We start from the raw sequence: 26,710 nt of genomic DNA, 5'->3' as shown, positions 1-26,710 counted from the left end.
CTCGAAAGCGCATTGCTGCTTTGGGACTATTCTGCGACCTGACGACCAGACGACACCGCCCCCATCGCGGCGGCGATGAGGGCGGTATCACTCACACACTGGCTTGTCACTCAGCGCGGGTGTTCAGCGGCTGAATCACGGATCAGTGCTCGAGGTCCTGCTGGCGATAGCCCATCAGGTAGAGCACGGCGTCCAGACCCAGGGTCGAGATCGACTGACGCGCCTGTTCACGCACCAGCGGCTTGGCACGGAAGGCGATGCCCAGCCCCGCCTCGGCCAGCATCTTGAGGTCATTGGCACCGTCACCGACGGCGATGGTCTGCTCCATGCGCAGGCCATGACGCTCGGCGATCTCGCTCAGCAGCAATGCCTTGCGCTCGGCATCGACGATCGGTTCACGCACTTCACCGGTGACCTTGCCATTGACGATCACCAGCTCATTGGCGTGGATCTCATCGAAGCCCAGCAGCTGCTGAAGATGACGCGCGAAGTAGGTGAAGCCGCCGGACAGGATCGCGGTGCGATAGCCCAGCGCCTTGAGGTTGGCCATCAGGCGCTCGACCCCATCCATCAGCGGCAGATTGGCGGCGATATCGGCCAGCACCGACTCATCCAGGCCTTCCAGCTTGCTCATGCGTTCGCGGAAACTTTGCTTGAAGTCCAGCTCGCCCCGCATGGCCCGCTCGGTGACTTCCGAGACTTCCTCGCCGACACCGTGACGACGCGCCAGCTCGTCGATCACCTCGGTCTGGATCAGCGTCGAATCCATGTCGAAGCAGATCAGGCGACGATGACGACGCCAGATATCATCTTCCTGGATCGCGATATCGACACCGTGCAGCGCGCCCAGCGCCAGCGCCTTCTCGCGCAGGGCGTTGATGTCGGTGTCACTCTCCGGCAGGCGCAGCCAGCACTCGACACAGGCGCCTTCGGCCGGTGACTCGCCATCCAGCGGCTCACGCCCTGACAGACGATGCATCAGCTCGACGGTGATCCCGAATTCGGCTGTCAGGCCACCGACCTCGGCCAGAATGCCGGCCGGCAGGCATGGCGCCAGCAGCGTCAGAATCCAGCGCGGGCGCTCCGCCTGATGGCTCCAGCGCGCGTATTCCTCAGCACCGACCTGCACGGCCTGCACATCCAGCCCCAGCTGTTCACCGGCGGCGGCCAGCGCGGCCTCCAGATCGGACTCCGCACCGAGAGCCACCAGCGCTTCCAGCGACACCAGCCCGAAGGTCACGCTCTGATTGATGTCCAGCAGTCGTGCGCCGCTGCGCGCCAGCGCCTGACCAAGCCCTGCCAGCTGTCCTGGACGAGCCGTACCGGTGGCACGGATCAAGATACGTTGTGTCATTGGAAAATCATTCCTGAGCAATGAATCATCAAGGTGTCGCCCACGGGGCATGTCGGCGTTAATGCCGACGCACCTCTGCTAACAAGCCAGGCCATCTGGCCCGGATTCAACTATCGACGGCCAGATAGTCGACCTTCTGGAAGCCCTTGGGCAGCTTGCTGCCGCGGCGGCCACGCTCGCCACGATAATAATCGAGATCCGCCCCCTTGAGCAGGGTCTTGCGCTTGCCGGCATGCACCACCAGGGTCGTGCCGGCGGGCAAGACCACCAGCGAGCGCACGAACTCCTCGCGGTTGGCGGCGCGTTCGCCCGGGATCGACAGCATCTTGTTGCCCTTGCCCTTGGACATCTCAGGCAGCTCGGAGAGCGGGAAGACCAGCAGGCGTCCTTCATTGGACACCACCGCCACTTCCAGCGCAGCCCCATCGCCCTGCGCTGACTCAGACACTTCGGGAATCGCCACCGGCGGCAGCACCGCACAGCCGCGCGGTAGAGTCAGTGCCGCCTTGCCGGACTTGTTCTTGCCGGTCAGCTGCTCAAGCGTGGTCACGAAGCCATAGCCGCCATCGGAGGCCAGCAGATAGCGTGCGGGGGGCGCATCGAGCAGCAGCCCGACCATCGCCGCCCCCGCCGCCGGATTCATGCGCCCGGTGATAGGCTCGCCCTGTCCGCGTGCACTGGGCAGATTGTGGGCGGCCAGGGTGTAGGCACGCCCGGTGTCATCCAGCAGCACCAGCGGCTGATTGGTCTTGCCGCGCGCCGCCAGATGGAAGCGGTCGCCGGCCTTGTAGGACAGACCCTCGGGGTCGATATCATGCCCCTTGGCAGCACGGATCCAGCCCTTCTCGGACAGCGCGACGGTAATCGGGTCGGCGCCCATCAGCTCGACTTCAGACAGCGCCTTGGCTTCGCCACGCTCGACCAGCGGTGAGCGACGTGCATCACCGAAGTCAGTGGCGGCCTGCTCAAGCTCACTGTCGATCAGGTCCGTCAGTGCCTCGTCATTGCCCAGCAGATGCTTGAGGTGCTTGCGCTCACGCTTGAGCTCGTCCTGCTCGCCACGCAGCTTCATCTCTTCAAGACGTGCCAGGTGACGCAGACGCAGCTCGAGGATCGCCTCGGCCTGACGCTCGGAGAGCTGGAAGGTCTCGATCAGGCTGGCCTTGGGGTCCTCCTCCTCGCGGATGATGCGAATGACCTCGTCGAGATTCAGGTAAGCCGTCAGCAGACCCTCGAGGATATGCAGACGGTCCTCGACCTTGGCCAGACGATGCTCGAGGCGGCGACGCACGGTGGCACGACGATAGCGCAGCCACTCGGCCAGCATCTCGTGCAGCGCCATCACCCGTGGGCGCCCCTTGAGGTCGATGACGTTCATGTTGACGCGCGCATTCTTCTCGAGGTCCGTGGTGGCGAACAGGTGCGCCATCAGGCCTTCGATATCGACACGATTGGAGCGCGGTTGAATCAGCAGGCGCGTCGGGTTCTCGTGATCGGACTCATCACGCAGATCCGCGACCATCGGCAGCTTCTTGGCCTGCATCTGGGCGGCGATCTGCTCGATCACCTTGGCGCCGGAGACCTGATACGGCAGCGCCGTGATCACGATATCGCCCTCTTCCAGCACGTAGCGGGCACGCATCTTCACGCTGCCACGACCGGTGCGGTAGAGCTTGGCGAGGTCGGTGCGCGGCGTGATGATCTCCGCCTCGGTGGGGAAGTCCGGTGCCGGCAGGTGCTCCATCAGCTGATCGCTGTCGGCATCAGGGTGACGCAGCAGATGCCGGGTGGCGGCCACGACTTCATGCACATTGTGCGGCGGGATGTCGGTCGCCATGCCCACCGCGATGCCGGTAGTACCGTTGAGCAGCACATTGGGCAGACGCGCCGGCAACACCTTGGGCTCGCTCATGGTGCCATCGAAGTTGGGCACCCAGTCGACGGTGCCCTGGGAAAGCTCGGACAGCAGCACCTCGGAGTACTTCGACAGCCGCGATTCGGTGTAACGCATCGCCGCGAAGGACTTGGGGTCATCCTGACTCCCCCAGTTACCCTGGCCATCCACCAGCGGATAGCGATAGCTGAACGGCTGCGCCATCAGCACCATCGCCTCGTAACAGGCGCTGTCACCGTGGGGGTGGAACTTGCCCAGCACGTCGCCGACGGTACGCGCCGACTTCTTGTACTTGGCGTTGGCCGTCAGGGACAGTTCGCGCATGGCGTAGACGATGCGGCGCTGCACCGGCTTCATGCCATCGCCGACATGCGGCAGGGCGCGGTCGAGAATCACGTACATCGAGTAGTCGAGGTACGCCTTTTCGGTGTAGTCGCGCAGGGCCAGACGTTCGACGTCACCCTCCGCGACCTGGATATCCATGCTCATGGGCGCTTGACCTTGATTACGAGCGTAAAACCGGGGAGCGTCTGACTGTGGCGCTCCCGAAAGAATGCTGTCGCGCAGCTTGTCTGGCTTTCGAAGTTAAGCTGCCCTCGCAGCCCGGTTGGCTTTCGAAGTCCAACTGGCCGTGAAAGCTCGACCGATGATCAGACCTCGATATCGGCCATGTTGCCGTAGTCCTCGAGCCAGCTCTTGCGATCGCTGGCGCGCTTCTTGGCCAGCAGCATGTCGAGCATCTCGTGGGTGCCGTCATCCATACTGCGCGTCAGCTGCACCAGACGGCGGGTGTCCGGCGCCATGGTGGTTTCCCGCAGCTGCAGAGGATTCATCTCACCCAGGCCCTTGAAGCGCTGCACATTGGGCGTGCCACGCTTGCTTTCGAGCTGCTTGAGGATGTGCGCCTTCTCGCTCTCGTCCAGGGCGTAATGCACTTCCTTGCCCAGGTCGATGCGGTACAGCGGCGGCATGGCGACGAAGACGCGCCCGGCATCCACCAGCGCCGGGAAGTGACGCACGAACAGCGCGCACAGCAGCGTGGCGATGTGCAGACCATCGGAGTCGGCATCCGCCAGGATGCAGACCTTGTGATAGCGCAGCTTGGTGAGGTCATCCGAGCCCGGGTCCAGGCCGATGGCGACCGCGATGTCGTGGACCTCCTGGGAAGAGTAGATGTCATGCGACTCGACTTCCCAGGTATTGAGGATCTTGCCGCGCAGCGGCAGGATCGCCTGGGTCTCGCGGTTGCGCCCCTGCTTGGCACTGCCGCCGGCGGAGTCACCCTCGACCAGGAAAAGCTCACTGTCGGCAGGGTCGGAGCTTGCGCAATCCGAAAGTTTGCCCGGCAGCGCGGGCCCGGAGGTGACCTTCTTGCGCGCGACCTTCTTGGCGCTCTTCAGGCGGCGCTGGGCCGCCGAGATCACCAGTTCCGCCAGCGCTTCGGCCTGATCGACATGGTGGTTGAGCCACAGCGAGAAGGCGTCCTTGACCACGCCGGAGACGAAGGCGGCGACGCTGCGCGAGGACAGGCGCTCCTTGGTCTGACCGGCGAACTGCGGATCGAGCATCTTCACCGACAGCACGAAGGCGGCGCGCTCCCACAGGTCATCCGCGCTCAGCTTGACGCCACGCGGCAGCAGACTGCGGTAGTCGCAGAATTCCTTGAGCGCCTCGAGCAGACCGGAGCGCAGGCCATTGACGTGGGTGCCGCCCAGCGGCGTGGGGATCAGGTTGACGTAGGGTTCCTGCACCAGCTCGCCGCCTTCCGGCAGCCACTGGATCGCCCAGTCGACCCCGTGCTCCTCGTCCTCGAAATGGCCGACGAAGGGCGATTCCGGCAGGCGTTCGAAGCCATCGGTGGCGCCGAGCAGGTAATCGCGCAGGCCATCCTCGTAGTGCCAGGTCGTCTCGCTGCCATCGGTCTCGATGAGCACGACCTTGAGGCCCGGACACAGCACGGCCTTGGCACGCAGCAGGTGGCGCAGACGCGGCATCGCCAGGCGCGGGCTGTCGAAGTAGTTCTCGTCGGGCCAGAAGCGCACCAGAGTGCCGGTATTGCGCTTGCCGACGGTGCCGATCCGGGTCAGCTCCTCGACCTTCTCGCCATTCTCGAAGGCGATGCGCTGACGCAGGCCATCGCGGCACACTTCCACTTCCAGACGCGTCGACAGCGCATTGACCACCGAGACGCCCACGCCGTGCAGGCCGCCGGAGAAGCGATAGCTGTCCTGGGAGAACTTGCCCCCCGCGTGCAGCTTGGTGAGGATCAGCTCGATGCCGGTCACGCCATGCTCGGGGTGGATGTCGGTGGGCATGCCACGACCGTCATCGCCGACCTCGATACCGCCATTCTCGAGCAGCCGCACGCGGATTTCCTTCGCGTGCCCCGCCAGCGCCTCATCGACGGAGTTGTCGATGACTTCCTGCGCCAGGTGGTTGGGCCGAGAAGTGTCGGTATACATGCCGGGCCGCTTGCGGACCGGTTCGAGGCCGGAGAGGACCTCAATGGAACTGGCGCTGTACTGACTCATCGCAGCCTTGTGTCCTTGGTGTTGACGTCCGCCATCCGACTCGCCATTTCACGTGCGCGAGACGAACAACGGATTCCTGAAAAATGAGAGACCGGCGCCTGGCGTTCAGCATCGAACGCCCTGCCATGTCGTGGCAATCCATATCGTGGCAATCCATGTCATGCCAGGAGATGCCGTATCCAGCCAGGTCGTGGCAGGTGGCGGCAGGCCTGGCACAAAGCACCACCCACGTGACCTGCTAGTCCGGCGCGACATGCATCGCCGCTGCGGTGGCGGGGGCCAGCCGGTGTCCGCCATGCGCCATGATCGCCGGCAGATATTCCGCCAGCTGCGCAAAGCCGTGATCGCCACCCGGCGTGATGATCAAGCGGCTTCCCTGATAGAGCCCTGCGGCATCATTGACATCCAATGTCTCATCGGCCGTCGCCAACAGCACCAGGGTGCGCTGCGCCGTGACAGGCTCCGCTTCCAATGCAAGCAGCCCGGGGCCGAAATCCTCGGTGACGGTGAACGTCACGCCGGTATAGGGGTTGGCATGCACCGAACCGAGCCATTCGCTGACCAGTCGCGCGGGACGCACGGCCGGATTGATCAGCACACTGCGCGGCCCCTGACGCCAGACGCTCTGAGAGGGGCCTGCCGGCCCCTCGAGGCGTGCGGCCTCACGCGCGACCAGCCAGGTGGCCAGAAAACCGCCCATGGAACTGCCGATCACCATGATGGCGTCATCACAGGCAGGGTCTGCGGGGTCCAGCGCAAGGCGCTCACACAGCGTGAGATAGGCTGCGTTGACCGCCGCCTGACCCGCATCGGGCGCCGGGGGGATATCCGGCATCACGCACAGCAGGCCGAACTGCTCTGCCGCGCGCTGCATCAAGCGCGCCTTGGGCGAACAACTGGCCGAATTGAAGCCGTGCAGGTACAGCAGCCCCTTGACGGGCGCGGTGGTGTGCATCGCTGCCGTATCTGACGGAAAGAGGGAATTGGCCATCAGCACTCCCGACAACACGCCAGACCGCGACACCGCCCCTCCCACGCTTCAAGATGGCTGGGCATCTCTCGAGCGTTCATACGCTGGAAGCAGGGTATTCGACGGTCCGCGTCGTGCTGTCTAGTGTAAACGATTGATTCGCTTATAGGATAGCGAGAATACTGTATAAATCAACAGAGGGCGACGACTGGCGCCGCCGCTCGTCTTGCACGGCATGGCAGCATGCCCTCACACACACTCTCACTCGCCCCCTCACTCACCTCCGCCGCGGGTTCAGCGCGGGTCCTGGTCCTGTGCGGCCCACACCGCTTCGATCAGCGCGCGGCTGGAGGCATCCAGCGTCTCGAAGCCTTCGCCGGTGGTCATGGTCGCTTCGGTGGCGGTGGCGATCTGCTTGCCCAGCTCCACGCCCCACTGATCGAACGGATTGATGTCCCAGATGGTGGCCTGCACGAAGACCTTCTGCTCGTAGAGCGCAATCAACGCACCCAGCGTTTCCGGTGTCAGCGCTTCCAGCAATAGCGTGGTCGACGGCTGATTGCCACGGTAGCGCTTGTGGTTCGGCTGCGCCTCATCACCGGGGATGGCGTCATCGCCAAGCATCAATACACGTGACTGGGCAAAGCAGTTGGCCAGCGTCAGGCGGTGCTGTGCCTTGAGGTGGGCGCGCGTCTCGGCGTCCTCGACATGATCATAACGACACATCGGTGCGATGAAGTCACACTCGACCGCCTGGGTGCCCTGGTGCAGCAGCTGATAGAAGGCGTGCTGGGCGTTCGGCCCCAGCTGGCCCCACAGCACCGGACAGGTCGAATAGTCGATCATCTCGCCATCGTTGGTCACCGACTTGCCGTTGGATTCCATCTCCAGCTGCTCGAGGTAGCTGGCGAAGTACTCCAGACGACCGTCGTAGGGCAGGATGGAGTGGGCGCGGATATCGAGGAAGTTGTTGTTCCAGATCCCGGCCAGCGCCAGCAGCACCGGCAGATTGTCTTCCAGCGGCGCGGTGCGGAAGTGCTCATCCAGCTCATGCGCCCCGGCCAGCAGGCGACGGAAGTTGTCCATGCCGACGTTGAGCGCGATGGGCAGACCGATGGTGCCCCACAGCGAATAGCGGCCGCCGACCCAATCCCAGAACAGCAGCTGATGCTCCGGTGCGATGCCCCACTCGGTCATCTTCTCCGGCTTGGCGGAAGCGCCGATGAAGTGCTGACGGTTGATCAGCGCTTCCAGGCGTCCTTCCGGGTCGAGACGTGATTTCAGCCAGTCGCGCGCGGTGCGGGCATTGGATAGCGTGTCGATGGTCGAGAATGACTTGGAGGACAGGATGAACAGCGTGGTTTCCGGGCTGAAGGATTCCAGATAGTCCGCCAGCTGGGAGCCATCCATGGTCGAGGCGAAGTGCACGCCGATCTCGTGGATGTCCTTGGGGCGGCAATCGCTCAGGGCGCTGGAGACCATCAATGGGCCGAGGTCCGAGCCACCGACCCCGAGGTTGACCACATCGGTGATCGGCTTGCCGGTGGCGCCACGCCACTGCCCGCTGTGGAAGGTATCGACCATCTCGGCCAGGTGCTCGAGGCTCTCGTGGATGGCCGGCACGATATCCTCGCCATCCACCACGAGGCTGGCGGAGCGCGGCAGACGCAGCGCGGCGTGCAGCGCCGGACGGTCTTCGGAGCGATTGACATGTTCACCGGCCAGCAGGCGCTTGATGCCCTGCTCGACGCCGGTTTCGCGCGCCAGCTCCAGCAGCAGCTCCAGGGTCTCGCCCTTGAGGCGCTGCTTGGAGAGATCCAGACGCAGCCCCGCAGCGGAGCGCGTGAAGGTCGCCACTCGGTCACGCCCTTGCGCCGCATCCTCGGCGAACAGGTCCTTCAGATGCACATCGGCCATCTGCTCTTGATGATGGCGCGCGAGAGCCTGCCAGGCCTGGGTATTACGACGCGCAGAACGTGCCGCTGATTGAGTGGACATGGCCACCTCTCTCCTTGAAGTGTAATGACCGGTCCTGCATGGCCCGGCCTGAAATCGATTGATGGAGGCATCACCCGCCAGCCGTGACGGGTGCGTCACGGGCGCCGAATGCGTAGAATGGCGGGCCCGACGGGGCGCTCTGCCCGGCCGGTCCTCGGCCACAGGCATGTCGCCCTGGCCCACTGCCCGATGAAGCCTTGATCCATGAGTGATGCATCTTACCGTGACGCGATATTTACGACACCCCTTGACCGTGTCGCCAGCTTCTCCTTCGACGAGCAGGTCGTCAGCTGCTTTCCGGACATGCTGCGCCGTTCGGTGCCGGGGTACGGTCAGATCATCGCCATGCTGGGCCTGATGGCCCGCGCCCACCTGCGCCCCGGCGCGCGGGTCTATGATCTGGGCTGCTCACTGGGTGCTGCCAGCATGGCGCTGGCCCGCGAGATGGCCGCCGAGGATATCGAGATCGAAGCCGTCGATCTGTCCAGACCGATGGTCGAGCGCGCCAACCGCGAACTCGCCGAGGCCTTCCCCGACCACCGCATCAACGTCACCGAAGCCGACATTCGCACCCTCGACTATCAGCCGGCCGGCATGATCGTGGTCAATCTGACGCTGCAGTTCCTGCCGCCGGAAGACCGCGACGCCGTGATCGACAAGCTGTTCGCGGCGCTGGAACCCGGCGGCGTGCTGATCCTCTCCGAGAAAATCATCAGCGATGATCCGGTCGAGAATGCCTGGCTGATCGAACGCTATCATGACTTCAAGCGCGCCAACGGCTACTCCGATCTGGAAATCTCCCAGAAACGCGAGGCCCTCGAGGACGTCATGAAGCCCGACAGCCTGAACACGCATCACGAGCGCCTAGCGCGCGCCGGCTTCCAGCGCAGCCACACCTGGCTGCAATACCTGAATTTCGCCTCGATGGTCGCCTTCAAAGCCGCCGAATGACCGCTACGCCTGCACGGACTCGACCCAGCGCATGAGCATTTCCCCGTATGACCGCGACCTTTACCGCGCCTTCACCGCGCTGGCCTGTGAGCCAGGCGCCGTCGGCGATGGCTTCGCCCGCTGGCTGGGCGCCCTGCCTGAACAGCTGGCCAATGGCCTGGACCGCAAGCGCCATGCTGATCTGAAGGCCTGGCATGGGGCGCTGGAAAAGCTGCCCGCCCTGCCCGACGCACGCGAAGTACAGCTGGAAGCCGATCGGGTCGGTGCACGCTTTCCGACTGGCTTGACTAGCGGCCAGCTGCGCCAGAGCGAGAACCTGCTGCGTGCGATGATGCCGTGGCGCAAGGGCCCCTATCAGCTCGACGAAATCCATATCGACACCGAATGGCGCTCCGACTGGAAGTGGCAGCGTCTCGCGCCGCACCTGTCGAATCTCACCCATCGCCGCGTGCTGGATGTCGGCGGCGGCAATGGCTACCACGGCTGGCGCATGGTCGGTGCAGGCGCGGCCTTCACGCTGGTGATCGACCCTTCGCCGCGCTTCTACTGCCAGTTCCATGCCGTACGCCACTTCATTGGCGCGGACCACCCCCAGGGCCGCAACCTGCACTTCCTGCCGGTAGGCATCGAGGATGTGCCGGCGAAGATGGGTGCCTTCGATACCGTGTTCTCGATGGGCGTGCTCTATCATCGCCCCTCGCCGATGGACCACCTCTTCCAGCTGCGTGACACCCTGCGTCCCGGCGGCGAGCTGGTGCTGGAAACCCTGGTGGTGGAAGGTGACGTGACGACGGTGCTGATGCCGGGCGAGCGCTACGCCGCGATGCCCAATGTCTATTTCCTGCCCTCCTCGCAGGCGCTGGCCCACTGGTGTGAGCGCGCCGGCTTCAAGGACGTGCGCATCGTCGATGAAGCCGTGACCACCCTGGACGAGCAGCGTGCCACCGACTGGATGACCTACCACTCGCTGAGCGACTTCCTCGATCCTACTGACCCGAGCCTGACCCGCGAAGGCCACCCGGCACCGCGGCGTGCGGTGCTAATCGCCACTCGCGCCTGACCTGGCGTCTGAGCGGGCACCTGAACGCGCGCTCGAGACTCGGACTTCTCATCGCGCCAAGGCCGACGGCGGCAGAGATCCAAGGACGGCGATGCTCCATGAGCATCGCCGTCTTCTTTTCTCATATCAGACACTTCATCTCGCCCCAGACACTGCCTCGCGCCTCAGACAATTCCCAGACGCTGCGCCTGCCGGTACAGGTTGCCGCGATCGACCTTGAGCCTGCGCGCCGCCTCCGCCCAGTTGCGATCACTGGCCTGCCAGACCCGCGAGATATGCTCGCGCTGAAACGCCTCGGTGGCATCGCGCAGCCCCAGCGTCTCATCGACGTCCTGCCAGGCGGTGCGCGGTGCAGAACTTGCTCCTGGGGTCTGACTCGCTCCTGCCGCCTGACTCGCTTCCGCCGCCTGACTCGCTCTTCCCGCCTGATCCACCCTCCCCACCTGCGCGCCCTGAATCTCCTGCGCCACACTGGTGGCCCGCCCGAGTGACACCTCAGCGTTGACCTCCAGCCCCAGCAGTTCCGGCGTGATCACCACCAGCTGGCGCCCATCGGCGCGCAGGCGAGTCAGGTGGGCACCATGCGCGAGCCGGGCATGCAGGGCCGCGCGGCTCAGGCAGTGCTCCAGCTCACGTACGTTGCCGGGCCAGGGGTAGTCGCACAGCAGGCGCTCCGCCGCCGGCGTCAGGCGTAGATTGCCCAGCCCGAGGCGCGTGCGGTTGTGTTCCAGAAAGGTGCCGGCCAACGCCAGCAGATCCGCACGCCCGCGCTCACGCAGCGGCGGCACCCTGAGCGGATAGACGCTCAGACGGTGATAGAGGTCTTCACGGAAATGCCCTGCGGCGACCTCCGCCTCGAGATCGCGATTGGTGGCCGCGATGACGCGCACATCGACCTTGACCACGCGATCGCTGCCCAGCGGCTGCAGCTCGCCTTCCTGCAGTACCCGCAGCAGCTTGGGCTGCAGCGCCAGCGGCAGCTCGCCGATCTCATCCAGCAGCAGGGTGCCACCATCCGCCATCACGAAGTGGCCACGGTGATCATGGGTCGCGCCCGAGAAGGCGCCACGCCGGTGGCCGAACAGCGCGCTTTCGACCAGGTCCGGCGACAAGGCGGCGCAGTTGATGCGCACCAGCGGCCGCGCAGCCCGCCGGGATGCGTCGTGTAGGCGCTGGACCACGCCCTCCTTGCCCACGCCGGTCTCGCCCTGCACCAGCACCGTCATCTCGGTATCGGCGACCGCCTCCAGCTGCGCCTCGAGCCTGGCCATCGCCGGCCCCCGCTGCGGACAGGCCATGGCGCTCTGTGACGCCATGCCTGTCGGTGAGACCACCATCGGTGCCGAAAGCCCTGACCTGCCGTCCGCGGCCCACTCCTGTCGCAGGGACAGCGACAGACAATGTGCGGGGAGTGACAACCAGGCCTGCAACTCCTGCAGCGGAAGTGCCAGCTCGTCCGTGCTCGCAGAGGCGCACAGCGATTCCAGCGGGGCCAGCACCCCCGGCGTCAGCGCGTCGAAGGTCATCACTCCCAGCAGGGTGTCGCCCTCGCGCAGCGCGATACCGGCACAGTCATGCACCAGCAGATCCGGCCCATGCACGTCCCCCAGCAGGCCATCGAAGGGGTCTGGCAGGTCGCTGTCCAGCGCGAAACGATGCACTCCCGTGTGCTCGGCGATCGCCTTGAGCCGCGGGTGCTCCTCCAGCGCGAAGCGTCGCCCGCGCACCTCGGCAGGCAGGCCGTAGGTGGCCAGTGGCAACAGCTCGTCACGCTCGGGCAGGTAGCGCATCAGGGTCGCCGCCTCACCGGGCAGCTGCTGCATGATCGCGGCGAGCAGACGCGTCCATGGCAGCGCTCGCCGCTCGCCGCCCTCCTCGCGGGACAACCAGGCGGCAAGCCAGGCATTCACGGCCGCGACCGGCGTATCGTTCAGGGGCAAGTGGGCATCGGGCATGCGGTCCTCCTTGCGGGGATCGGGTGTGAGAGGGCTCAAGATTGATGTCATCATGTCACGCTCGATGTCATTAGGACACGCCACATGGCCATGTCATTTTGACATCATAGACCTACAGAGCGCATGACGACTGCCCTGGAGAGTTGGCACGCCCCTTGCGATAGAGGGAGGGAGGGACATCAATCAGAGGTATCGCCATGCTGACCAACGCCCAGGAAGACCTGATCGCCGCCACCGCTCCCGTCGTCGCCGAGCATCTCAATGCCATCACGGCGCGCTTCTATCCGCTGATGTTCGAGCGCTATCCCGAGGTGAAGCCGCTGTTCAACCAGACCCACCAGGCCAGCGGCGGCCAGGCCCGTGCGCTGGCCGGCGCCGTACTCGCCTATGTCGGCGCGCGCCACTCACGTGAGGCGGTGGACCGCCTGCTGGCGCCCGTGGTCAGCAAGCATGTCTCGCTCAACATCCTGCCGGAACACTACCCCATCGTCGGCGAGTGCCTGATGGCTGCCATCGGTGAGGTGCTGGGGGATGCCGTCACGCCAGAGGTCGCCGATGCCTGGGGCGCCCTCTACGGGGAACTGGCCGCTGTGCTGATCGCCGCCGAGCAGGGCCGCTACGACAGCTTCGCCGCCACTCGCGGCGGCTGGCAGGGGCTGCGCCGTTTTCGCATCGTGCGCACGCAGGACGAGAGTCGCGAGATTCGCTCGTTGTACCTGGCGCCGGTGGAAGGCCCGATGTTCTCCTTCCTGCCGGGCCAGTACATCGGCATGCGCCTGACGACACCCCAGGGCGTGATTCATCGTCATTACAGCCTGTCCCACGCGCCGGACGAGCGCTTCTGCCGCATCTCGGTCAAGCGTGAGGCCCACGGTCAGTCCAGCCAGTACCTGCATGCGCTGAAGGCAGGTGACGAGATCGAGCTGCTGCCGCCGGCCGGCGAGCTGACCTTCGAACATGCTGCCCCGCAGAGCGCCGATGCCCCGGTGCTGTTGCTGTCGGCCGGTGTCGGCCAGACGCCGATGCTGCCGCTGCTGACGGCGGCGCTGGCAGCAGGCCGCCAGGTGATCTATCTGCATGCGGCACGCAATCCCGAGGTGCATGCCTTCGATACCACCCTCAAGGCACTGGTCGCGCAGTCTCCAGGCCAGCTGCATTATCAGGTCTGCTACGAACAGGCCGAGACGCTGCCGTCCCATGCGCAGCTGGGCATCATCGAGCGCGACTGGCTGGCGCATCACATCGCCACGACCGGTGCCAGCCCCGAGTCGCTGCAGGCCTTCGTGATCGGCCCGCATGGCTTCATGCAGAGCATGATCCAGCACCTCAGCCGTATCGGCGTCCCGCTCGCCCAGTGTCACCACGAGCACTTCGGCCCCTCCACCCCGCTCGCCATCGACACTGCTGTCGTCTGATGCGCCAGGTGTGAGCCGCACTATGCAAAAAGCCCCCATCGCCTTGCGGCCATGGGGGCTTTTGCGTTCTCCGGCTTCATTCCAGCAGGCCGTGTTGTTATTGCGTGTCCAGCGTTGTTGTTGGTATCTCGCTGACTTCCATGCTGCTGTCGCTACAGGACGGAATCAGTTGGTGCGACCAAGCAGCTCGCGCACATCGCGGGCTTCCCAGTGCGGGAAGTGCTTGCGCACCAACGCGTTGAGGTCGGCTTCAAACGCGACCCAGTCGGTTTGCTGGGTAGTGGCCTGGGTGCCTGAGCGGCCCACGCCGCGGATCATGCCCGCGCCGACGGTCACGTTACTCAGACGATCGATCACGATGAAGCTGCCGGTGCCCGGGCTTGAGCGGTAGTCGTCCACCGGCACCGCCTGGGTCAACTCGAGCTGGACGCGGCCGATGGCGTTCAGCGCCAGGCTGTCGCCCTCGTGATGCTCCAGCGTGTTGACGTCGTAGAGATAGTCGATGGCGCTGACCTGGCCAGTCAGGTCGCGGGTTGCCAGCTTGATATCGTACTGACGGCCCGGCTGCAGCGGCTTCTCGTGCATCCAGACGATATCCGCTTCCAGCGTATTGGAAAGTGGCAGTTCGGCATCCGCCGCCACCAGCCAGTCGCCACGCGAGATATCGATCTCATCATCAAGCGTCAAGGTGATGGCCTGCCCTGGATAGGCGATCTCGAGATCACCATCGAAGGTGACGATGCGCTCGACGGTCGAGGTCTTGCCGGACGGCAGCACCTTGACGCTGTCACCCGGACGCACGACACCGGCCGCCAGAGTGCCGCAGTAGCCACGGAAATCGAGGTTGGGACGATTGACATACTGCACCGGGAAGCGCAGATCGCTGAGGTTCTGGTCGTGGGTCAGCTCGACGGTTTCCAGCACCTCGAGCAGTGACGGGCCCGCTGCGCCATCGACGGTGTACCAGTCCAGTGACGGACTGCGATTGACGACGTTGTCGCCCTTGAGCGCAGACATCGGCACGAAGCGGATGTCCGGTGCATTCAGCTTGGCGGCGAACTCCTGATACTCGGCGACGATCTCGTTGAAGCGCGTCTCGGAGTAATCGACCAGGTCCATCTTGTTGACCGCGATCACCAGGTGCTGGATGCCCAGCAGGTCGGCGATGAAGCTGTGACGACGGGTCTGGGTCTGCACGCCGTAGCGCGCGTCGATCAGGATGATCGCCAGGCTCGCGGACGAGGCGCCGGTGGCCATGTTGCGGGTGTACTGCTCGTGCCCCGGCGTGTCGGCGATGATGAACTTGCGCTTGTCGGTCGAGAAGAAGCGATAGGCGACATCGATGGTGATGCCCTGCTCACGCTCGGACTGCAGGCCATCGACCAGCAGGGCCAGATCGACCTCGTCACCGGTGGTGCCGCTGGTCTTGGAGGCCTGGGTGATGGAGGCCAGCTGATCTTCATAGATCAGCTTGGAATCGAACAGCAGACGACCGATCAGGGTCGACTTGCCGTCATCAACGCTACCGCAGGTGATGAAGCGCAGCAGGTCCTTGCGCTCGTGTTCTTGCAGGTAGGCTTCGATATCCGCGGAAATCTTGTCTGACGCGTGGGACACACTCTTCTCCTTGCCGCTGTCATGAGCCTGATGAGTGGCGAGCCAGTGTCGCGAGCCAGTATCTCGTGAGGCTGCGAGCCGACTCATCAGGCGAATTGTTCGTTCGGGTCATCAAGCGCCATGTGACGGCGCCTGCAGGCAAAATGCTGGGGCGACCTTAGAAATACCCTTCGCGCTTCTTCTTCTCCATGGAGCCTGCCTGGTCGTGATCGATGGCACGCCCGGAGCGCTCACTGGTACGCGTCAGCAGCATTTCCTGGATGATTTCCGGCAGGGTCGCGGCGGTGGATTCCACGGCGCCGGTCAGCGGGTAGCAGCCCAGGGTACGGAAACGCACGGACTTCATTTCCGGCACTTCGCCTTCTGCCAGCGGCAGACGGTCGTCATCGACCATGATGTCGAGGCCGTCACGCTTCACCACCGGACGCACGGCGGAGTAGTACAGCGGCACGATCTTGATGGACTCAAGATAGATGTACTGCCAGATGTCCAGCTCGGTCCAGTTGGAGAGCGGGAAGACGCGGATGGACTCGCCCTTGTTGATCTTGGAGTTGTAGATGTTCCACAGCTCCGGACGCTGGTTCTTGGGGTCCCAGCGATGGTACTGGTCACGGAAGGAGTAGACGCGCTCCTTGGCCCGCGAGGCTTCCTCGTCACGACGTGCGCCACCGAAGGCGGCATCGAAGCCGTGCTTGTCGAGTGCCTGCTTCAGCGACTGGGTCTTCATGATGTCGGTGTACTTGGCGCTGCCGTGGTCGAACGGGTTGATGCCCGCCTCGACACCTTCCTGATTGATGTGCTCGATCAGTTCCATGCCGACTTCCGCCGCCATCTCATCGCGGAACTTGATCATTTCCTGGAATTTCCAGGTGGTATTGACATGCATCAGCGGGAACGGCGGGACGCCCGGCGCAAAGGCCTTGCGCGCCAGGTGCAGCATGACGGCGGAATCCTTGCCGATGGAGTACAGCATGACCGGATTGGAAAATTCCGCGGCCACTTCACGGATGATGTGAATGGATTCGGCCTCAAGCTGCTTGAGGTGGGTCTGACGTTCGGGGGTAAGCATCGCGTGCGGCAACCTCGTGAGCGTTGGGACACGCCCCGAAAGGCGGCCCGTGAAGTCAGTGGCGCGCCCTGTCAGCGACAGATGGATGCCCCGAGGGGGCACGCCGAATGGTTACACGGTACTCGCCCCGCCTTGATAACGTCAAAGAATCAGAAACTATCTTTTAAGACCGAAAAGGCATACTCGATACCTGTGGGCCTGGCAGCGTACCCATGACCAGGGAGGGCATCCATGCTGACGGCCAGGCATTCACGCTGACGCTGCACGCGCCCGTGCATGGGGCGAGCTTGCCCGGTGATTCTTGTGCCCCCTCCTTGCGACCCTCTCCTTGCGAGCCCTCGTTGCGAGCCTGGCTAGAGCGTGACCCGCTCCACCCATGTCTCGAGATGCTCGCCATCGAGATCCACCACGCGCAGACCGGGGCGCGCCGCCTCATCCACGGCGAAATCATGGCTCAGCGGAGCGAACTGATCGGAGGTGGAGGGAACACCATAGACGGCCACACTGCCCTGCCCACACGGCATGAGTTGCGTGAAGGCCTGGTGGATGTGCCCACACAGCACGGCCCGCACCTGCGGGTACGGGCGCAACGTTTCCCACAGCGCATCGCGGTCGGCAAGGCCCAGCTGATCCATCCAGTCCGAGCCGATCGGCAGTGGATGGTGATGCATGGCCAGCAGGATCGGACGCGGGTCCAGCTCGCTGGAGTGCTCGAGAGTCTGCGCAAGCGCGTTCAACTGCTCCTCGCCAAGCTCTCCCCACGCCTGCCCGGTGACGCGCGAATCCAGACACAGCAGGCGCCAGTCACCCAGATCCAGCTCCTGATGGAAGGGGCGCAGCTCCTGCATGAATTCGGGGTGATCATGATTGCCCGCAAACCAGAACCAGGGGCAACCCAGGCCATCGAACAGCTCGGCCGCCATGCGATAGGAGGCGGGGCTCTCATCCTGGCTGACATCGCCGGTCACCAGCAGGATATCGGGGCGCAGGCGCGAGGCATGTGCCATCACCGCCTCCAGCTGACGCCAGGGGAAGCCCAGCCGTGAACGCGCGTCAGGGTCGGCGCGCAGATGGCAATCACTTATCTGAATCAGTCGCATCGGTCTCTCGAGCAGCGGGGAAATGAACAGAACCGCGACGGCCGGGCCATCGCGGTTCTGTCAATCAAGACGGGAAATCCATCGGCTATCAGCGCCCATGCGCCATGTCAGCCTTGAGCGTCACGGCAATTCCGGTACATCAGCCTGCCCGAAAGCACGGGCATGCGTCAGCCATTCGCCGAGAAAGCGATTGAGCTGAAGCTTTTCATCCGGCTGGTGCATGCGCGGATTCGGGTAACGGTTGCGCCCTGAGAAGTGACGCTGGCGCTGGAAGTCGGTGACTTCGGCCATGCGCACGTCATGGTACAGATGCACGCTCATGCGCGGCGAATCGATGATGTGGTCCAGCACGCCGGTCTGGGCGACCGTGACCATGGTGGTGTAGGGCGCGCACTCGACCACCTCGAGCAGCAAAGTGCCGAAGTGGCCCTGATTGCCCGCCAGTGGAAAGGCGAAGCTGTCACCGGCCTCGGCCTTGCCGAGGATGCGCGTGAGGCGCAGATAATTGGACCCGCACTCGGCATGGAGTGCTTTTAGGTCAGCCACATAGGCTTTCTTGACCTGCATGGGCGATCTCCTTGCGAATCTCATAACAGACATTGGCATGTCGCCAGTCACGACACGTCCGGTATCGTACGTGGCAAGATGCGGGCAGCACGCGACGAATCAAGCACTGCGCCAGCTCGCGAGCTGGCGCGATCGGGGCTCGGCGCCCGGTTTCAGGCTCTCATGCCGACCAGGATCTTCCTTGCCGCTGCCGAAACGGCCACCGGCGATGGCAGCGACGCAGGCAGTGGAGCATTGCTGGCTGCCGGTTTTCGGCAAGCCTCTAGAATAGCAGCTCTGGCGAGCGGGTTGAGGCGCCCTGCGTGAGACACGGGGGATTGCCAAGCCTCGTCTTGACTGTCTCAGGCATGCAAGACGCGCAATGCGGCACGCTCCCGCAGCAGCCATTGCATGGCCATGATGGCCATGGCGTTGCCCAGCCGCCCCTGTTCCAGCAGGGTGAGAGCCGCCTGGAAATCGAGCACATGCACGCGAATGTCCTCATTCTCCTCGGCCAGGCCATGCACGCCGCCAAGCCCCTGACTGTCACACAGGCCGATGAACAGCGTGACCTCCTCGGTACAGGCACCGGGACTCGGATAATAACGATACAGCTCGATCAGGTCCGCAAGCTCACACCCCGCCTCCTCGATCGCCTCGCGCCGCGCGACCTCATGGGCCTGCTCGTCCTTGTCCACCAGCCCCGCGATCGGCTCCAGGCTCCAGGGCGTGCGCTCGTCCTCCAGCATGCCGGCACGGATCTGCTCGACGAAGACCACGCGATCATTGACCGGGTCATAGGGCAATACGCCCACCGCATCGTGGCGAACATGCACCTCGCGCTGGATCACGTCGCTCCAGCCACCGTTGAAACGGCGATGTCGGAGTTCGCGCTGCTCGAGCCGAAAGAAGCCCTCCTGCAGCACCCTGGTCTCGACCCGCTCGACATCGTCCTGCGTGAAGACCTGCTGTCCGGCCACGTGCTCTTGTTGCTCGCTCATGCATCCTCCTTGGCTGAGCAGGCATTATCCTGCCCTGTCGCAAGGCTGGCCAGCCCGTCATCGGCAAACGTGATCGCGAGCCATGCCGGCCCAGCCATATCAGCCCAGCCATGCCGCCATGTCCACGCCGACCACCCGGTGGGGCGATATCCGACTGATGCCTCGTGAGAATCAACGACACGGCCCGAGCGAGGTGTCCGCTCGGGCCGTGGGATTCAGAGATCAGGGGAGGCATTCGGGGGGGGGGGGGGGGGCGATATCAGCGCTTCACATCATACCTGACATCAGCGCCTGACATCAGCAACACGCGCTCGATACGCGTGAAGCAGGCTTACTGCAGGCGCTTGATCAGCGCAGCGATCTCTTTCTTCAATTCCTGGTCGGCCAGCTCACGATTGGGGCGCGGCGGGCCGTTCTGGGCGATACGCGCATGTTTTAGCGCTTCCTCATCACGGCCTTCGGACGCCAGATAGTCGGCGTAATAATAATTGGTATCCATGCCCGTCGGATTGACCTCAAGCCCCTTGCGCAGTACTTCTCCCGCCTTCTCGTCGTCCCCGAAGCCCACCGGCCAGCCGGGCGCCTTGTCGTAGAGTGCGCCCAGCGTCACATATGCCGAGGCATTGTCACCCCTGGGGTCGAGCGTGATCGCCTTCTCGAGCGTCGCCTTGGCTTCCTTGGCCAGGTCCAGTGCGCCCAGGCCACCACGCGCCTTGGCCCATGAAGCGAGGATGATGCCCTCCCAGGTCAGGACATGGGCGTTGTCCGGATACTGATCCGCCAGCGCGCGCGCCTCCTTGCCCAACGCCTCCATGCCCTTCTCCTGGGCATCGCCGGAGAGCTGATAATTGATCTGCGCCCAGCGCTTGGAGAGCGGGAAGACGTCATCATCGCCTGGAGCGGCATGCACACCGGTCATGCCGGCCAGGGTGATGCCCAGCGCCATGCCTCCCGAGAGCAATGCACGACAGCAGCGGGACATGACACGGCAGGACAGAGATGAGGATGGCAGCATGGGCATGGACAGCTCCCTGATTTTCGTTATTGTTGGCAGATTCAGCATGGGTGGCGTCAGAGCGCTCTGGCGAGCACACCTAGAATGTAACGAACGTTTGAATCTGCCGCCAATCACCCTTGGTCGCAGGTCTCAACGTTGGCCAACGGCCCCTATATCACCATGAGCCCTGGCCTCAGAACCTGGCTACGGAACCTGGCCATAGAACCTGGCAACAGAACCAGCGGAGCAGACCATGCAAGGCCGCAACATGACCCGCTGGCGCGACCCAAAGACGGACCCGCGCCAGGAAAAGAAGAGCAACGTGATCACCCCGCAGGGCTACGCGAAGATGAAAGGCCTGGCCGATCATCTGAAACGCGTGCGGCGCCCGGAGCTGTCACGCAAGACAGGTGAGGCCGCCGCCATGGGGGATCGCAGCGAGAATGCGGATTACACCTACAACAAGAAGGCGCTCAATCAGACCATCGCCAAGATCGCCTATCTGGAGAAACGCCTGGATGAGCTGACGGTGGTCGATCGCCTGCCTGCGGATATGGAGCGCGTCTATTTCGCGGCCTTCGTGACGCTGGAGGACGAACAGGGAGAAGAGATGGAGATTCGCATCGTCGGCCCTGACGAGACCGACAATCCGCGCCGCTGGATCAGCGTCGATGCGCCCCTTGCCAAGGCATTGCTGGGCAAGGGGCTGGATGACGAGGTCAGCGTGGCCGCACCGGGTGGCGAGACGACCTACATCATCACGGCCATCCGCTATCAGTCGCCGGAGGCGTAAGCGGCGAGCCGGGCATCAGGCCACAGAGACTCAGGTCGCAGGGAATCAGCGCGCCTTGCGTGCACGATAGACCTTGAACTGGCGGGTTTCCGCGAGCACTTCAAACTCGCCGAAGGCCGCCTGCAGCAGATCGGGATACGGCAGGAAGGCATTGGCGACCAGCGTCAGGGTGCCGCCGGGCATCAGGTGGTCCGGTGCCTGGCTGATCAGGCGCGCCGCCGGACCGTAATCGATATCGCGCTCATGATGGAACGGCGGATTGGCCACGATGGCCTCGAACCGCTCCCCCTCGAACGCCGCGAAGACATCGCTCAGGCGTACGTCCGCCTCCAGCCCGTTGAGCGCCAGACTGCGCCGGGTCGCCTCCACCGCGAAGGCACTGACATCGCCTGCCATCACGCGCGCACCGTGACGTGCCAGCCAGCAGCTGATGATGCCATCACCCGCCCCGATATCCAGCGCGCGCTTGTAACCACGGGTCGGCAGGTTCTCCAGCAGCAGCGCGGTTCCCGGGTCCAGCTTGGCATTGCCGTAGAGCCCCGGATGGCTGGTCAGGCGCATCTCCAGCGCCTCGAATTCACCCCAGCCTTCCGTCCACTGCTCGGCCGATGCGAGTGGCGATTCACTGGCGGCGGCCTGCTCCGCCGTCTGCTCACGCGTGGCGGATGACCACAGCTGACAACGACGTGCGGTATCTTCCTTGCGCGCCGTCATGCCCAGCGCCTTGAGAATGCGCTCGGCACGCTTGATGCCACCGTTGACCTCGCCCACCACCTTGATCGGCGTACCGGCCGGCAACACATGGCACAGCGCCACCAGCCACCACTCTCCCAGCGCATGCGCCTTGGGCCAGAACAGGATGGCACCGGCGGCTTGCGCGATGGTCTCGTCAGCTCGCGCCTCGGCGAAGGACACTGCATGGCTGACCCGATGGCCCGCCTTGCGCGCAGCATTCACGATGCCGGTGTCATGGCCCCAGACTCGCCGCTGGCGGTCCGATGACAGCCACCAGTCATCACGTGGTGCCGCGACCCACAGCCAATCACGGAAATCACTGTCCTGACGCTCGAGCAGCTGACAGGCGGGGGTTTGAGCAGACATGAAGACTCCAACAGGATAAGAAGATAGACAGCTCGACGTGAGCACCGGATAGCGACACGCCAAGGCCCGACAGCTAGCACCTCAGGCCGGGCGCACCAGCTCATAGTGCAGATAACGGCCCAGGTGGACGAAGGGTGGCGTACGCCAGTGCTGGCATTCGAGGTCCAGCAATTTCTGCATGTCAGTCTCGCTCAGCGGGTCACGTGAACGCAGATAGTCATGGAAGACACGCAGGCCGGTCAGCTCGCGCACCTCAAGCCCCGCCTGCGCGGCCCACTGGCGTATCTCGCCATCGCGCAGCGGCGAGATGGGCGTCAAGCGCTTGCCGGTGCCCCACCCGGCCAGGCGCCCTTCCAGCACCTTGTCGAAATTACCCTTGGTGACATTGGAAAACGCCAGTGCATCGCGATTGAAGACGCTCAGCGACATGACGCCACCGGGTGCCAGCAAGTCTGCCAGCAAGGCAAACCCCTGACGGGGATCGACCAGCCACTCCAGCACGGCGTGACACACCACCACCGGCCACTGCTGGTCAGTCTCGGCGGCGAAATCCTGCAGATCACGCCCCACCCAGACCAGTCGATCAGCATAGGGCGCCTGGCTTGACGACTCATCGGCAGAATCCGGCGCTTGCGGAGCGGCTTCGGACAGCGGCTTGCCATCCGCTGCATCGGCGGACGCCCCCTGACCGTGCGGCGCACCAGTGCTCAGCAAGTGCTGCGCTCGCTCACGCATCTCGACGGACGGTTCCACCAGGGTGAGATGATGGCCGCACGTGAGCCACCAGAGAGCGGTCTGCCCGAGGCCAGCCCCGATTTCCAGTACCCGGGAAGGTGGTAGATGCGAGAAGCGTTCCTCCATCAAGCGCTGGGTGAGTGCAAGACGAACACGCCCACGCTCCGTGGTGTAGAAACCGCGCTCGAACTTGTCGGCCAGGCCATCGAAATGACGGTCAGCGGTGGCACGCCGAACGCGCGAGGCGCCAGCGCGGGACGGGGTTTTCGGCTCAGGCATGGAGAATATCTTGGCGAAGGAGAAAGAACTGACATGACGATGGTGCAGATAATGCCTCACTCACTCGCCAAAGGCACTTCCCGGCGCGGCTGAGTCGCGTGAAGAGGTCCCCGCTGGCCCGCCGCCATGCATTTCCTCCACCAAATGGATCGGCGTAGAATGGCGCCAGCCTCGAGGGCCAGCAAACGCCATCACATGGCGAGAACAGAGGTCATGTCGCAGAGAAAGACCGACACTTGATCGACTAGAGCCATCGCAGCGTCAGTGTGACTGACCGGCGCACACCGACTCCACTTCCGACATAGACCTCAGCCATGACACAACGCGTCCTGCTAATCGTCCGCAAGCTCAACATCGGCGGTATCCAACGCAACACGGTGAATCTTGCCAATGTTCTGCACCGCGAAGGCCATGAGGTCCATGTACTGGTATTGAAGGGAGAGCTGGAACTCGTGCCAGATGCTGGCGTCCACCTCCATCAGGTCGACTTCGACAAGGCATTTCGCAAGACGGGTATCGGCCTGCTCTACGACCTGTTCACCCGCCTGCTGCTGACACCGTGGATCAAGGGTTCGGGATTCGTCTGGCGCGGCTATTACGGCGGTCACTATCTGCGCCGCTTCGTCGCCCGACTGGAGCAGGAGCATGGCCCGATCGACCGGATCATCTCGCGCGGCCAGGGGGCCTTCGAGACCTTCTGGTCGTGGCGGGATTCCCGTCTGTGGCAGGTGGCGGTGTCATGGCCCGGTGATCTGAAAGAAGGCTGGCGGCAACGTTTCCTGCTCAACCGCCTGTATCGTGGCAAGCAGGTGGTGTGCAACACCGACAATGTGCGCCAGCAACTGGAAAGCCTGCTGGACCATCACGGCATCCAGGCGGCGAGACTGGCGACCATCGGCAATGTCTGTGACCTGGATGCCATCGCCGCCATGGCAGAGGAAGAGGTGGAACTGCCCTCCCGCCCCTACGTGGTGCAGGTGTGTCGTCTCTCGGACGTCAAGCGCCAGGATGTGCTGATCAAGGCATATCTCGCCTCAGGCATCGAGGAAGACCTCGTCATCGTGGGTGACGGCCCCAAGCGGGAAGCCACCGAAGCGCTGATCCGTGAGCTGGGCGTCGGCGACCGGGTCCACCTGATCGGCAGCCGCATCAACCCCTACCCCTGGATGAAGCACGCCCGCCTGTTCGTGCTCAGCTCCCGCAGTGAGGCCTTCGGCATCGTGCTGGTGGAAAGCATGTGCTGTGGCACGCCGTGCGTGGCACCGGATGTCCCAGGCGGCATTCGCAATGTGTTGATCCATGACCAGGCGCGCCTGATCTCCGAAGATTCCATCGAGGCGCTGGCAGCCAAGATCCGTGAAGGCCTCGCCAATCCGCCGGCTCTCGACTCGGATCCGGAGCTGATCGAACGCTTCCGCGATACCCGTATCATGCAGGAGTTTCTGGCGCTGCCCACCAACAGCGTGGCATCTGACTCCCGCTGACGTTTCAGGTTCTGACGGCTTCACACCGGCCTTCATGCAAGGCTGGCTCCTGCGCCCCACGGCAACGCTCGGGCGATACGACTGACTGATACGAGGATGTGATGTCCTGACCAAGAGCCAAGGCATTGTTGATCGAGTATTCGGACAGGAAGATCAAGTGCGGTAGTTCTTAACCCGAGCCTGGAACCAAGACACGAGTGCTGCCCACGGCAGAGGCCGAGCACGCAACGAAGGGTACAGGGAAGACGATCAGAAGATGATGCAGAAGGTGGGACAGACGACGTCGCCCAGAAGGTGAGCTTGCTGGCGCCCCCTGCAGGAGTCGAACCTGCGACCTGCCCCTTAGGAGGGGGCCGCTCTATCCAGCTGAGCTAAGGGGGCGTAGCGACAAAGAGTATAAGCCATTGAAGTGGCGAGATAAACCCGGCAATTGCTGCATCGCCTGCATCACGCTCCTGTCATCAGCTACATGCTTGAGGCACCGGATCAATAACCTGATGGCATGCTCGACGCCTGATTTCGGTGTCATGCTCCTTGGCTGACTGAGACAGCCTCATGAAGCGGCCTATGTCTCAGTGATAGTAACCCACTGCGATGCGATGAATATGAGTCCAGCGTCATTCGATCGGCACTGGCGTCGATCTTCATCCGGCTCTCGAGCGCCACTCAGGCCTTTGAATCGAGCGCGATCACTCCCAAAACACTGACAGCTAAGACTTCAGATGCCTGACAGCATGATCCACACGGCAGCGTCGAGCGTAGTACACACCTCATGACATTCGCCACGGAGAGCCATGCCTTGAACGCCCTGCTGCCCTTTGTATCAGTCACACTCTGCATGCTGCTATCGGGATGCGGCCCGCACTACCTTGCGGCCAATGATACCCACCAGGCCCCTTACCTTGAGGAATCCTCCACCTCATCCCATCTCGTGACCCACGACGCCACATCGCTGGCATGGGAGTCCTGGCAACCTGCGCAGGCAACCCCTCAACGCGCCATGCTGCTTGGCCTGCACAGCTACGGCGACTTCCGGCTGGCATATGCCGATCTGGGGCCGTGGTTGGCCGGGCAAGGCATCGTGACCTACGCCTATGATCAACGCGGTTTCGGGGAGTCCTGCCAGCAAGGGCGATGGCCGGAGTCCCCGTTGCTGGTCGAGGACCTGATGGACGCCATCACGGTACTGCGCCAGCGCCATCCGAACCTCCCCTTGATCGTGGCAGGCGAAAGCATGGGCGGCTCGGTGATACTCAATGCCCTCGCCCGCCACCCGGAGCTGTCGATCGATGGCAGCCTGCTCGCTGCCCCGGGCGTCCGCGGCGGCATCCGCTGGCGCTATCTTTACAACGCAGGGCTCTGGACAGCGGCGCACCTGATCCCCGCGGCCAGCGTGGAGGTGCCACGCAGGTACCCCGAAGGAGAACTTCAGCCCGTGGCCGCCAGGCGATTGGCCCAGGATTCCCGCGTCGTGCATTCCGTGCGCCTTGATGCCTATTACGGTCTGATACGTTTCACGGATCACGCCAGCGATGACATCGCGGCGCTTTCTGCTGACACACGGCTGCCACCCACCCTGCTGTTGCACGGTGATCGCGATGACACCGTGCCCCGCGTGGCCATCGAGCGGCTGGTCAACGACTGGCCGAGCGCCTCACGCGATACGCTCGAGATACATTACCTGCCCGAGGCCCCCCACCTGCTGCTGCAATGGCACGACAGTGAGCAGGTACGTGGGCGGATAGCACACTGGTTGGCCGAGATCCTGCCAGCGCGCGCTTCACAAGAATGAAAGCAAGAGTGGGAGTAAGAACGAGGCGATGGACGTGACACGCCGCGTCGTTCCGATAGCACGTGCCC

At 63.9% G+C, this 26,710-nt stretch carries 20 protein-coding genes and 1 tRNA gene; 6 read left to right on the top strand and 15 right to left on the bottom strand.

What is annotated here, in order from left to right; genetic code table 11:
* Positions 1-142: 142 nt before the first annotated feature.
* The 5 genes from serB to pgi all read right to left on the bottom strand — a co-directional run bounded on the left by serB (position 143) and on the right by pgi (position 8,747).
* Positions 143-1,354: a phosphoserine phosphatase SerB gene (serB, locus tag AC5WNJ_RS05120; RefSeq protein ID WP_495930565.1), complete on the bottom strand. Its 1,212-nt coding sequence runs from the start codon at positions 1,352-1,354 to the stop codon at positions 143-145.
* Positions 1,355-1,460: 106 nt separating this feature from the next.
* The gene (gene parC, locus AC5WNJ_RS05115) at positions 1,461-3,737 is read right to left on the bottom strand and encodes a DNA topoisomerase IV subunit A (RefSeq protein ID WP_495930564.1); all 2,277 of its coding nucleotides are present in this window, start codon (positions 3,735-3,737) and stop codon (positions 1,461-1,463) included.
* 161 nt (positions 3,738-3,898) lie between these two features.
* A complete protein-coding gene (gene parE, locus AC5WNJ_RS05110) occupies positions 3,899-5,779 on the bottom strand; it encodes a DNA topoisomerase IV subunit B (protein WP_495930563.1) in 1,881 nt (626 codons plus the stop codon).
* A 238-nt stretch (positions 5,780-6,017) separates the two neighbouring features.
* Positions 6,018-6,770 carry a YqiA/YcfP family alpha/beta fold hydrolase gene (locus tag AC5WNJ_RS05105; protein WP_495930562.1) on the bottom strand — a complete coding sequence of 251 codons (753 nt, stop codon included), beginning with the start codon at positions 6,768-6,770 and terminating at the stop codon, positions 6,018-6,020.
* 273 nt (positions 6,771-7,043) lie between these two features.
* Positions 7,044-8,747, bottom strand: a complete 1,704-nt coding sequence (gene pgi, locus AC5WNJ_RS05100) for a glucose-6-phosphate isomerase (protein ID WP_495930561.1) — start codon at positions 8,745-8,747, stop codon at positions 7,044-7,046.
* Between the two features lie 204 nt (positions 8,748-8,951).
* Between pgi and cmoA the strand changes: the two genes are divergently transcribed.
* Both cmoA and cmoB read left to right on the top strand, forming a co-directional pair.
* Positions 8,952-9,698 carry a carboxy-S-adenosyl-L-methionine synthase CmoA gene (gene cmoA, locus AC5WNJ_RS05095; RefSeq protein WP_495930560.1) on the top strand — a complete coding sequence of 249 codons (747 nt, stop codon included), beginning with the start codon at positions 8,952-8,954 and terminating at the stop codon, positions 9,696-9,698.
* A gap of 31 nt (positions 9,699-9,729) precedes the next feature.
* A complete protein-coding gene (gene cmoB, locus AC5WNJ_RS05090) occupies positions 9,730-10,758 on the top strand; it encodes a tRNA 5-methoxyuridine(34)/uridine 5-oxyacetic acid(34) synthase CmoB (protein WP_176676601.1) in 1,029 nt (342 codons plus the stop codon).
* A gap of 164 nt (positions 10,759-10,922) precedes the next feature.
* On the opposite strand, the gene norR is transcribed toward cmoB, so the two are convergent.
* Positions 10,923-12,713 carry a nitric oxide reductase transcriptional regulator NorR gene (gene norR, locus AC5WNJ_RS05085; RefSeq protein WP_495930559.1) on the bottom strand — a complete coding sequence of 597 codons (1,791 nt, stop codon included), beginning with the start codon at positions 12,711-12,713 and terminating at the stop codon, positions 10,923-10,925.
* A 197-nt stretch (positions 12,714-12,910) separates the two neighbouring features.
* Here norR and AC5WNJ_RS05080 point away from each other — a divergent pair, with 197 nt between their 5' ends.
* Positions 12,911-14,128, top strand: coding sequence for a globin domain-containing protein (locus tag AC5WNJ_RS05080; RefSeq protein WP_495930558.1), 1,218 nt, complete (start codon positions 12,911-12,913; stop codon positions 14,126-14,128).
* Between the two features lie 165 nt (positions 14,129-14,293).
* On the opposite strand, the gene cysN is transcribed toward AC5WNJ_RS05080, so the two are convergent.
* The 6 genes from cysN to AC5WNJ_RS05050 form a co-directional block, all read right to left on the bottom strand.
* A complete protein-coding gene (gene cysN / locus AC5WNJ_RS05075) occupies positions 14,294-15,745 on the bottom strand; it encodes a sulfate adenylyltransferase subunit CysN (protein WP_495930557.1) in 1,452 nt (483 codons plus the stop codon).
* A gap of 157 nt (positions 15,746-15,902) precedes the next feature.
* Positions 15,903-16,814, bottom strand: coding sequence for a sulfate adenylyltransferase subunit CysD (gene cysD, locus AC5WNJ_RS05070; RefSeq protein ID WP_495930556.1), 912 nt, complete (start codon positions 16,812-16,814; stop codon positions 15,903-15,905).
* Positions 16,815-17,167: 353 nt separating this feature from the next.
* The gene (locus AC5WNJ_RS05065) at positions 17,168-17,914 is read right to left on the bottom strand and encodes a metallophosphoesterase (protein ID WP_495930555.1); all 747 of its coding nucleotides are present in this window, start codon (positions 17,912-17,914) and stop codon (positions 17,168-17,170) included.
* A 120-nt stretch (positions 17,915-18,034) separates the two neighbouring features.
* Complete coding sequence (locus tag AC5WNJ_RS05060; RefSeq protein WP_043337025.1) at positions 18,035-18,481, bottom strand: DUF1249 domain-containing protein; 447 nt, start codon at positions 18,479-18,481, stop codon at positions 18,035-18,037.
* A 341-nt stretch (positions 18,482-18,822) separates the two neighbouring features.
* Positions 18,823-19,461: an NUDIX domain-containing protein gene (locus AC5WNJ_RS05055; protein WP_495930554.1), complete on the bottom strand. Its 639-nt coding sequence runs from the start codon at positions 19,459-19,461 to the stop codon at positions 18,823-18,825.
* Positions 19,462-19,792: 331 nt separating this feature from the next.
* On the bottom strand, positions 19,793-20,482 hold the full coding sequence (locus AC5WNJ_RS05050) for a tetratricopeptide repeat protein (protein ID WP_495930553.1): 690 nt from the start codon (positions 20,480-20,482) through the stop codon (positions 19,793-19,795).
* A gap of 229 nt (positions 20,483-20,711) precedes the next feature.
* Here AC5WNJ_RS05050 and AC5WNJ_RS05045 point away from each other — a divergent pair, with 229 nt between their 5' ends.
* Complete coding sequence (locus AC5WNJ_RS05045) at positions 20,712-21,251, top strand: GreA/GreB family elongation factor (RefSeq protein WP_495930552.1); 540 nt, start codon at positions 20,712-20,714, stop codon at positions 21,249-21,251.
* Between the two features lie 45 nt (positions 21,252-21,296).
* On the opposite strand, the gene AC5WNJ_RS05040 is transcribed toward AC5WNJ_RS05045, so the two are convergent.
* Together AC5WNJ_RS05040 and AC5WNJ_RS05035 are read right to left on the bottom strand one after the other, a co-directional pair.
* Positions 21,297-22,352, bottom strand: coding sequence for a methyltransferase (locus AC5WNJ_RS05040; RefSeq protein ID WP_495930551.1), 1,056 nt, complete (start codon positions 22,350-22,352; stop codon positions 21,297-21,299).
* 81 nt (positions 22,353-22,433) lie between these two features.
* A complete protein-coding gene (locus AC5WNJ_RS05035) occupies positions 22,434-23,366 on the bottom strand; it encodes a methyltransferase domain-containing protein (protein WP_495930550.1) in 933 nt (310 codons plus the stop codon).
* A 314-nt stretch (positions 23,367-23,680) separates the two neighbouring features.
* Here AC5WNJ_RS05035 and AC5WNJ_RS05030 point away from each other — a divergent pair, with 314 nt between their 5' ends.
* Entirely contained in the window at positions 23,681-24,850 is a 1,170-nt protein-coding gene (locus AC5WNJ_RS05030) for a glycosyltransferase (protein ID WP_495930549.1), read from the top strand.
* A 304-nt stretch (positions 24,851-25,154) separates the two neighbouring features.
* Here AC5WNJ_RS05030 and AC5WNJ_RS05025 read toward each other — a convergent pair.
* Positions 25,155-25,231: transfer RNA gene (locus tag AC5WNJ_RS05025), tRNA-Arg, on the bottom strand.
* Positions 25,232-25,688: 457 nt separating this feature from the next.
* Between AC5WNJ_RS05025 and AC5WNJ_RS05020 the strand changes: the two genes are divergently transcribed.
* Positions 25,689-26,642: an alpha/beta fold hydrolase gene (locus tag AC5WNJ_RS05020; protein WP_495930548.1), complete on the top strand. Its 954-nt coding sequence runs from the start codon at positions 25,689-25,691 to the stop codon at positions 26,640-26,642.
* The last annotated feature ends 68 nt before the right edge of the window (positions 26,643-26,710 follow it).

It is taken from the genome of Cobetia sp. PDI-23MA, from assembly GCF_059507735.1.
The sequence above is the reverse complement of the archived record's forward strand: the minus strand, read 5'-3'. Positions and strand labels throughout refer to the sequence as shown.

Coding starts and splice junctions, on each gene's coding strand:
- serB (WP_495930565.1), bottom strand. CDS start 1,354: ATGACACAACGTATCTTGATCCGTGCCACCGGTACGGCTCGTCCAGGA.
- parC (WP_495930564.1), bottom strand. CDS start 3,737: ATGAGCATGGATATCCAGGTCGCGGAGGGTGACGTCGAACGTCTGGCC.
- parE (WP_495930563.1), bottom strand. CDS start 5,779: ATGAGTCAGTACAGCGCCAGTTCCATTGAGGTCCTCTCCGGCCTCGAA.
- AC5WNJ_RS05105 (WP_495930562.1), bottom strand. CDS start 6,770: ATGGCCAATTCCCTCTTTCCGTCAGATACGGCAGCGATGCACACCACC.
- pgi (WP_495930561.1), bottom strand. CDS start 8,747: ATGTCCACTCAATCAGCGGCACGTTCTGCGCGTCGTAATACCCAGGCC.
- cmoA (WP_495930560.1), top strand. CDS start 8,952: ATGAGTGATGCATCTTACCGTGACGCGATATTTACGACACCCCTTGAC.
- cmoB (WP_176676601.1), top strand. CDS start 9,730: ATGAGCATTTCCCCGTATGACCGCGACCTTTACCGCGCCTTCACCGCG.
- norR (WP_495930559.1), bottom strand. CDS start 12,713: ATGCCCGATGCCCACTTGCCCCTGAACGATACGCCGGTCGCGGCCGTG.
- AC5WNJ_RS05080 (WP_495930558.1), top strand. CDS start 12,911: ATGCTGACCAACGCCCAGGAAGACCTGATCGCCGCCACCGCTCCCGTC.
- cysD (WP_495930556.1), bottom strand. CDS start 16,814: ATGCTTACCCCCGAACGTCAGACCCACCTCAAGCAGCTTGAGGCCGAA.
- AC5WNJ_RS05065 (WP_495930555.1), bottom strand. CDS start 17,914: ATGCGACTGATTCAGATAAGTGATTGCCATCTGCGCGCCGACCCTGAC.
- AC5WNJ_RS05060 (WP_043337025.1), bottom strand. CDS start 18,481: ATGCAGGTCAAGAAAGCCTATGTGGCTGACCTAAAAGCACTCCATGCC.
- AC5WNJ_RS05055 (WP_495930554.1), bottom strand. CDS start 19,461: ATGAGCGAGCAACAAGAGCACGTGGCCGGACAGCAGGTCTTCACGCAG.
- AC5WNJ_RS05050 (WP_495930553.1), bottom strand. CDS start 20,482: ATGCCCATGCTGCCATCCTCATCTCTGTCCTGCCGTGTCATGTCCCGC.
- AC5WNJ_RS05045 (WP_495930552.1), top strand. CDS start 20,712: ATGCAAGGCCGCAACATGACCCGCTGGCGCGACCCAAAGACGGACCCG.
- AC5WNJ_RS05040 (WP_495930551.1), bottom strand. CDS start 22,352: ATGTCTGCTCAAACCCCCGCCTGTCAGCTGCTCGAGCGTCAGGACAGT.
- AC5WNJ_RS05035 (WP_495930550.1), bottom strand. CDS start 23,366: ATGCCTGAGCCGAAAACCCCGTCCCGCGCTGGCGCCTCGCGCGTTCGG.
- AC5WNJ_RS05030 (WP_495930549.1), top strand. CDS start 23,681: ATGACACAACGCGTCCTGCTAATCGTCCGCAAGCTCAACATCGGCGGT.
- AC5WNJ_RS05020 (WP_495930548.1), top strand. CDS start 25,689: ATGCTGCTATCGGGATGCGGCCCGCACTACCTTGCGGCCAATGATACC.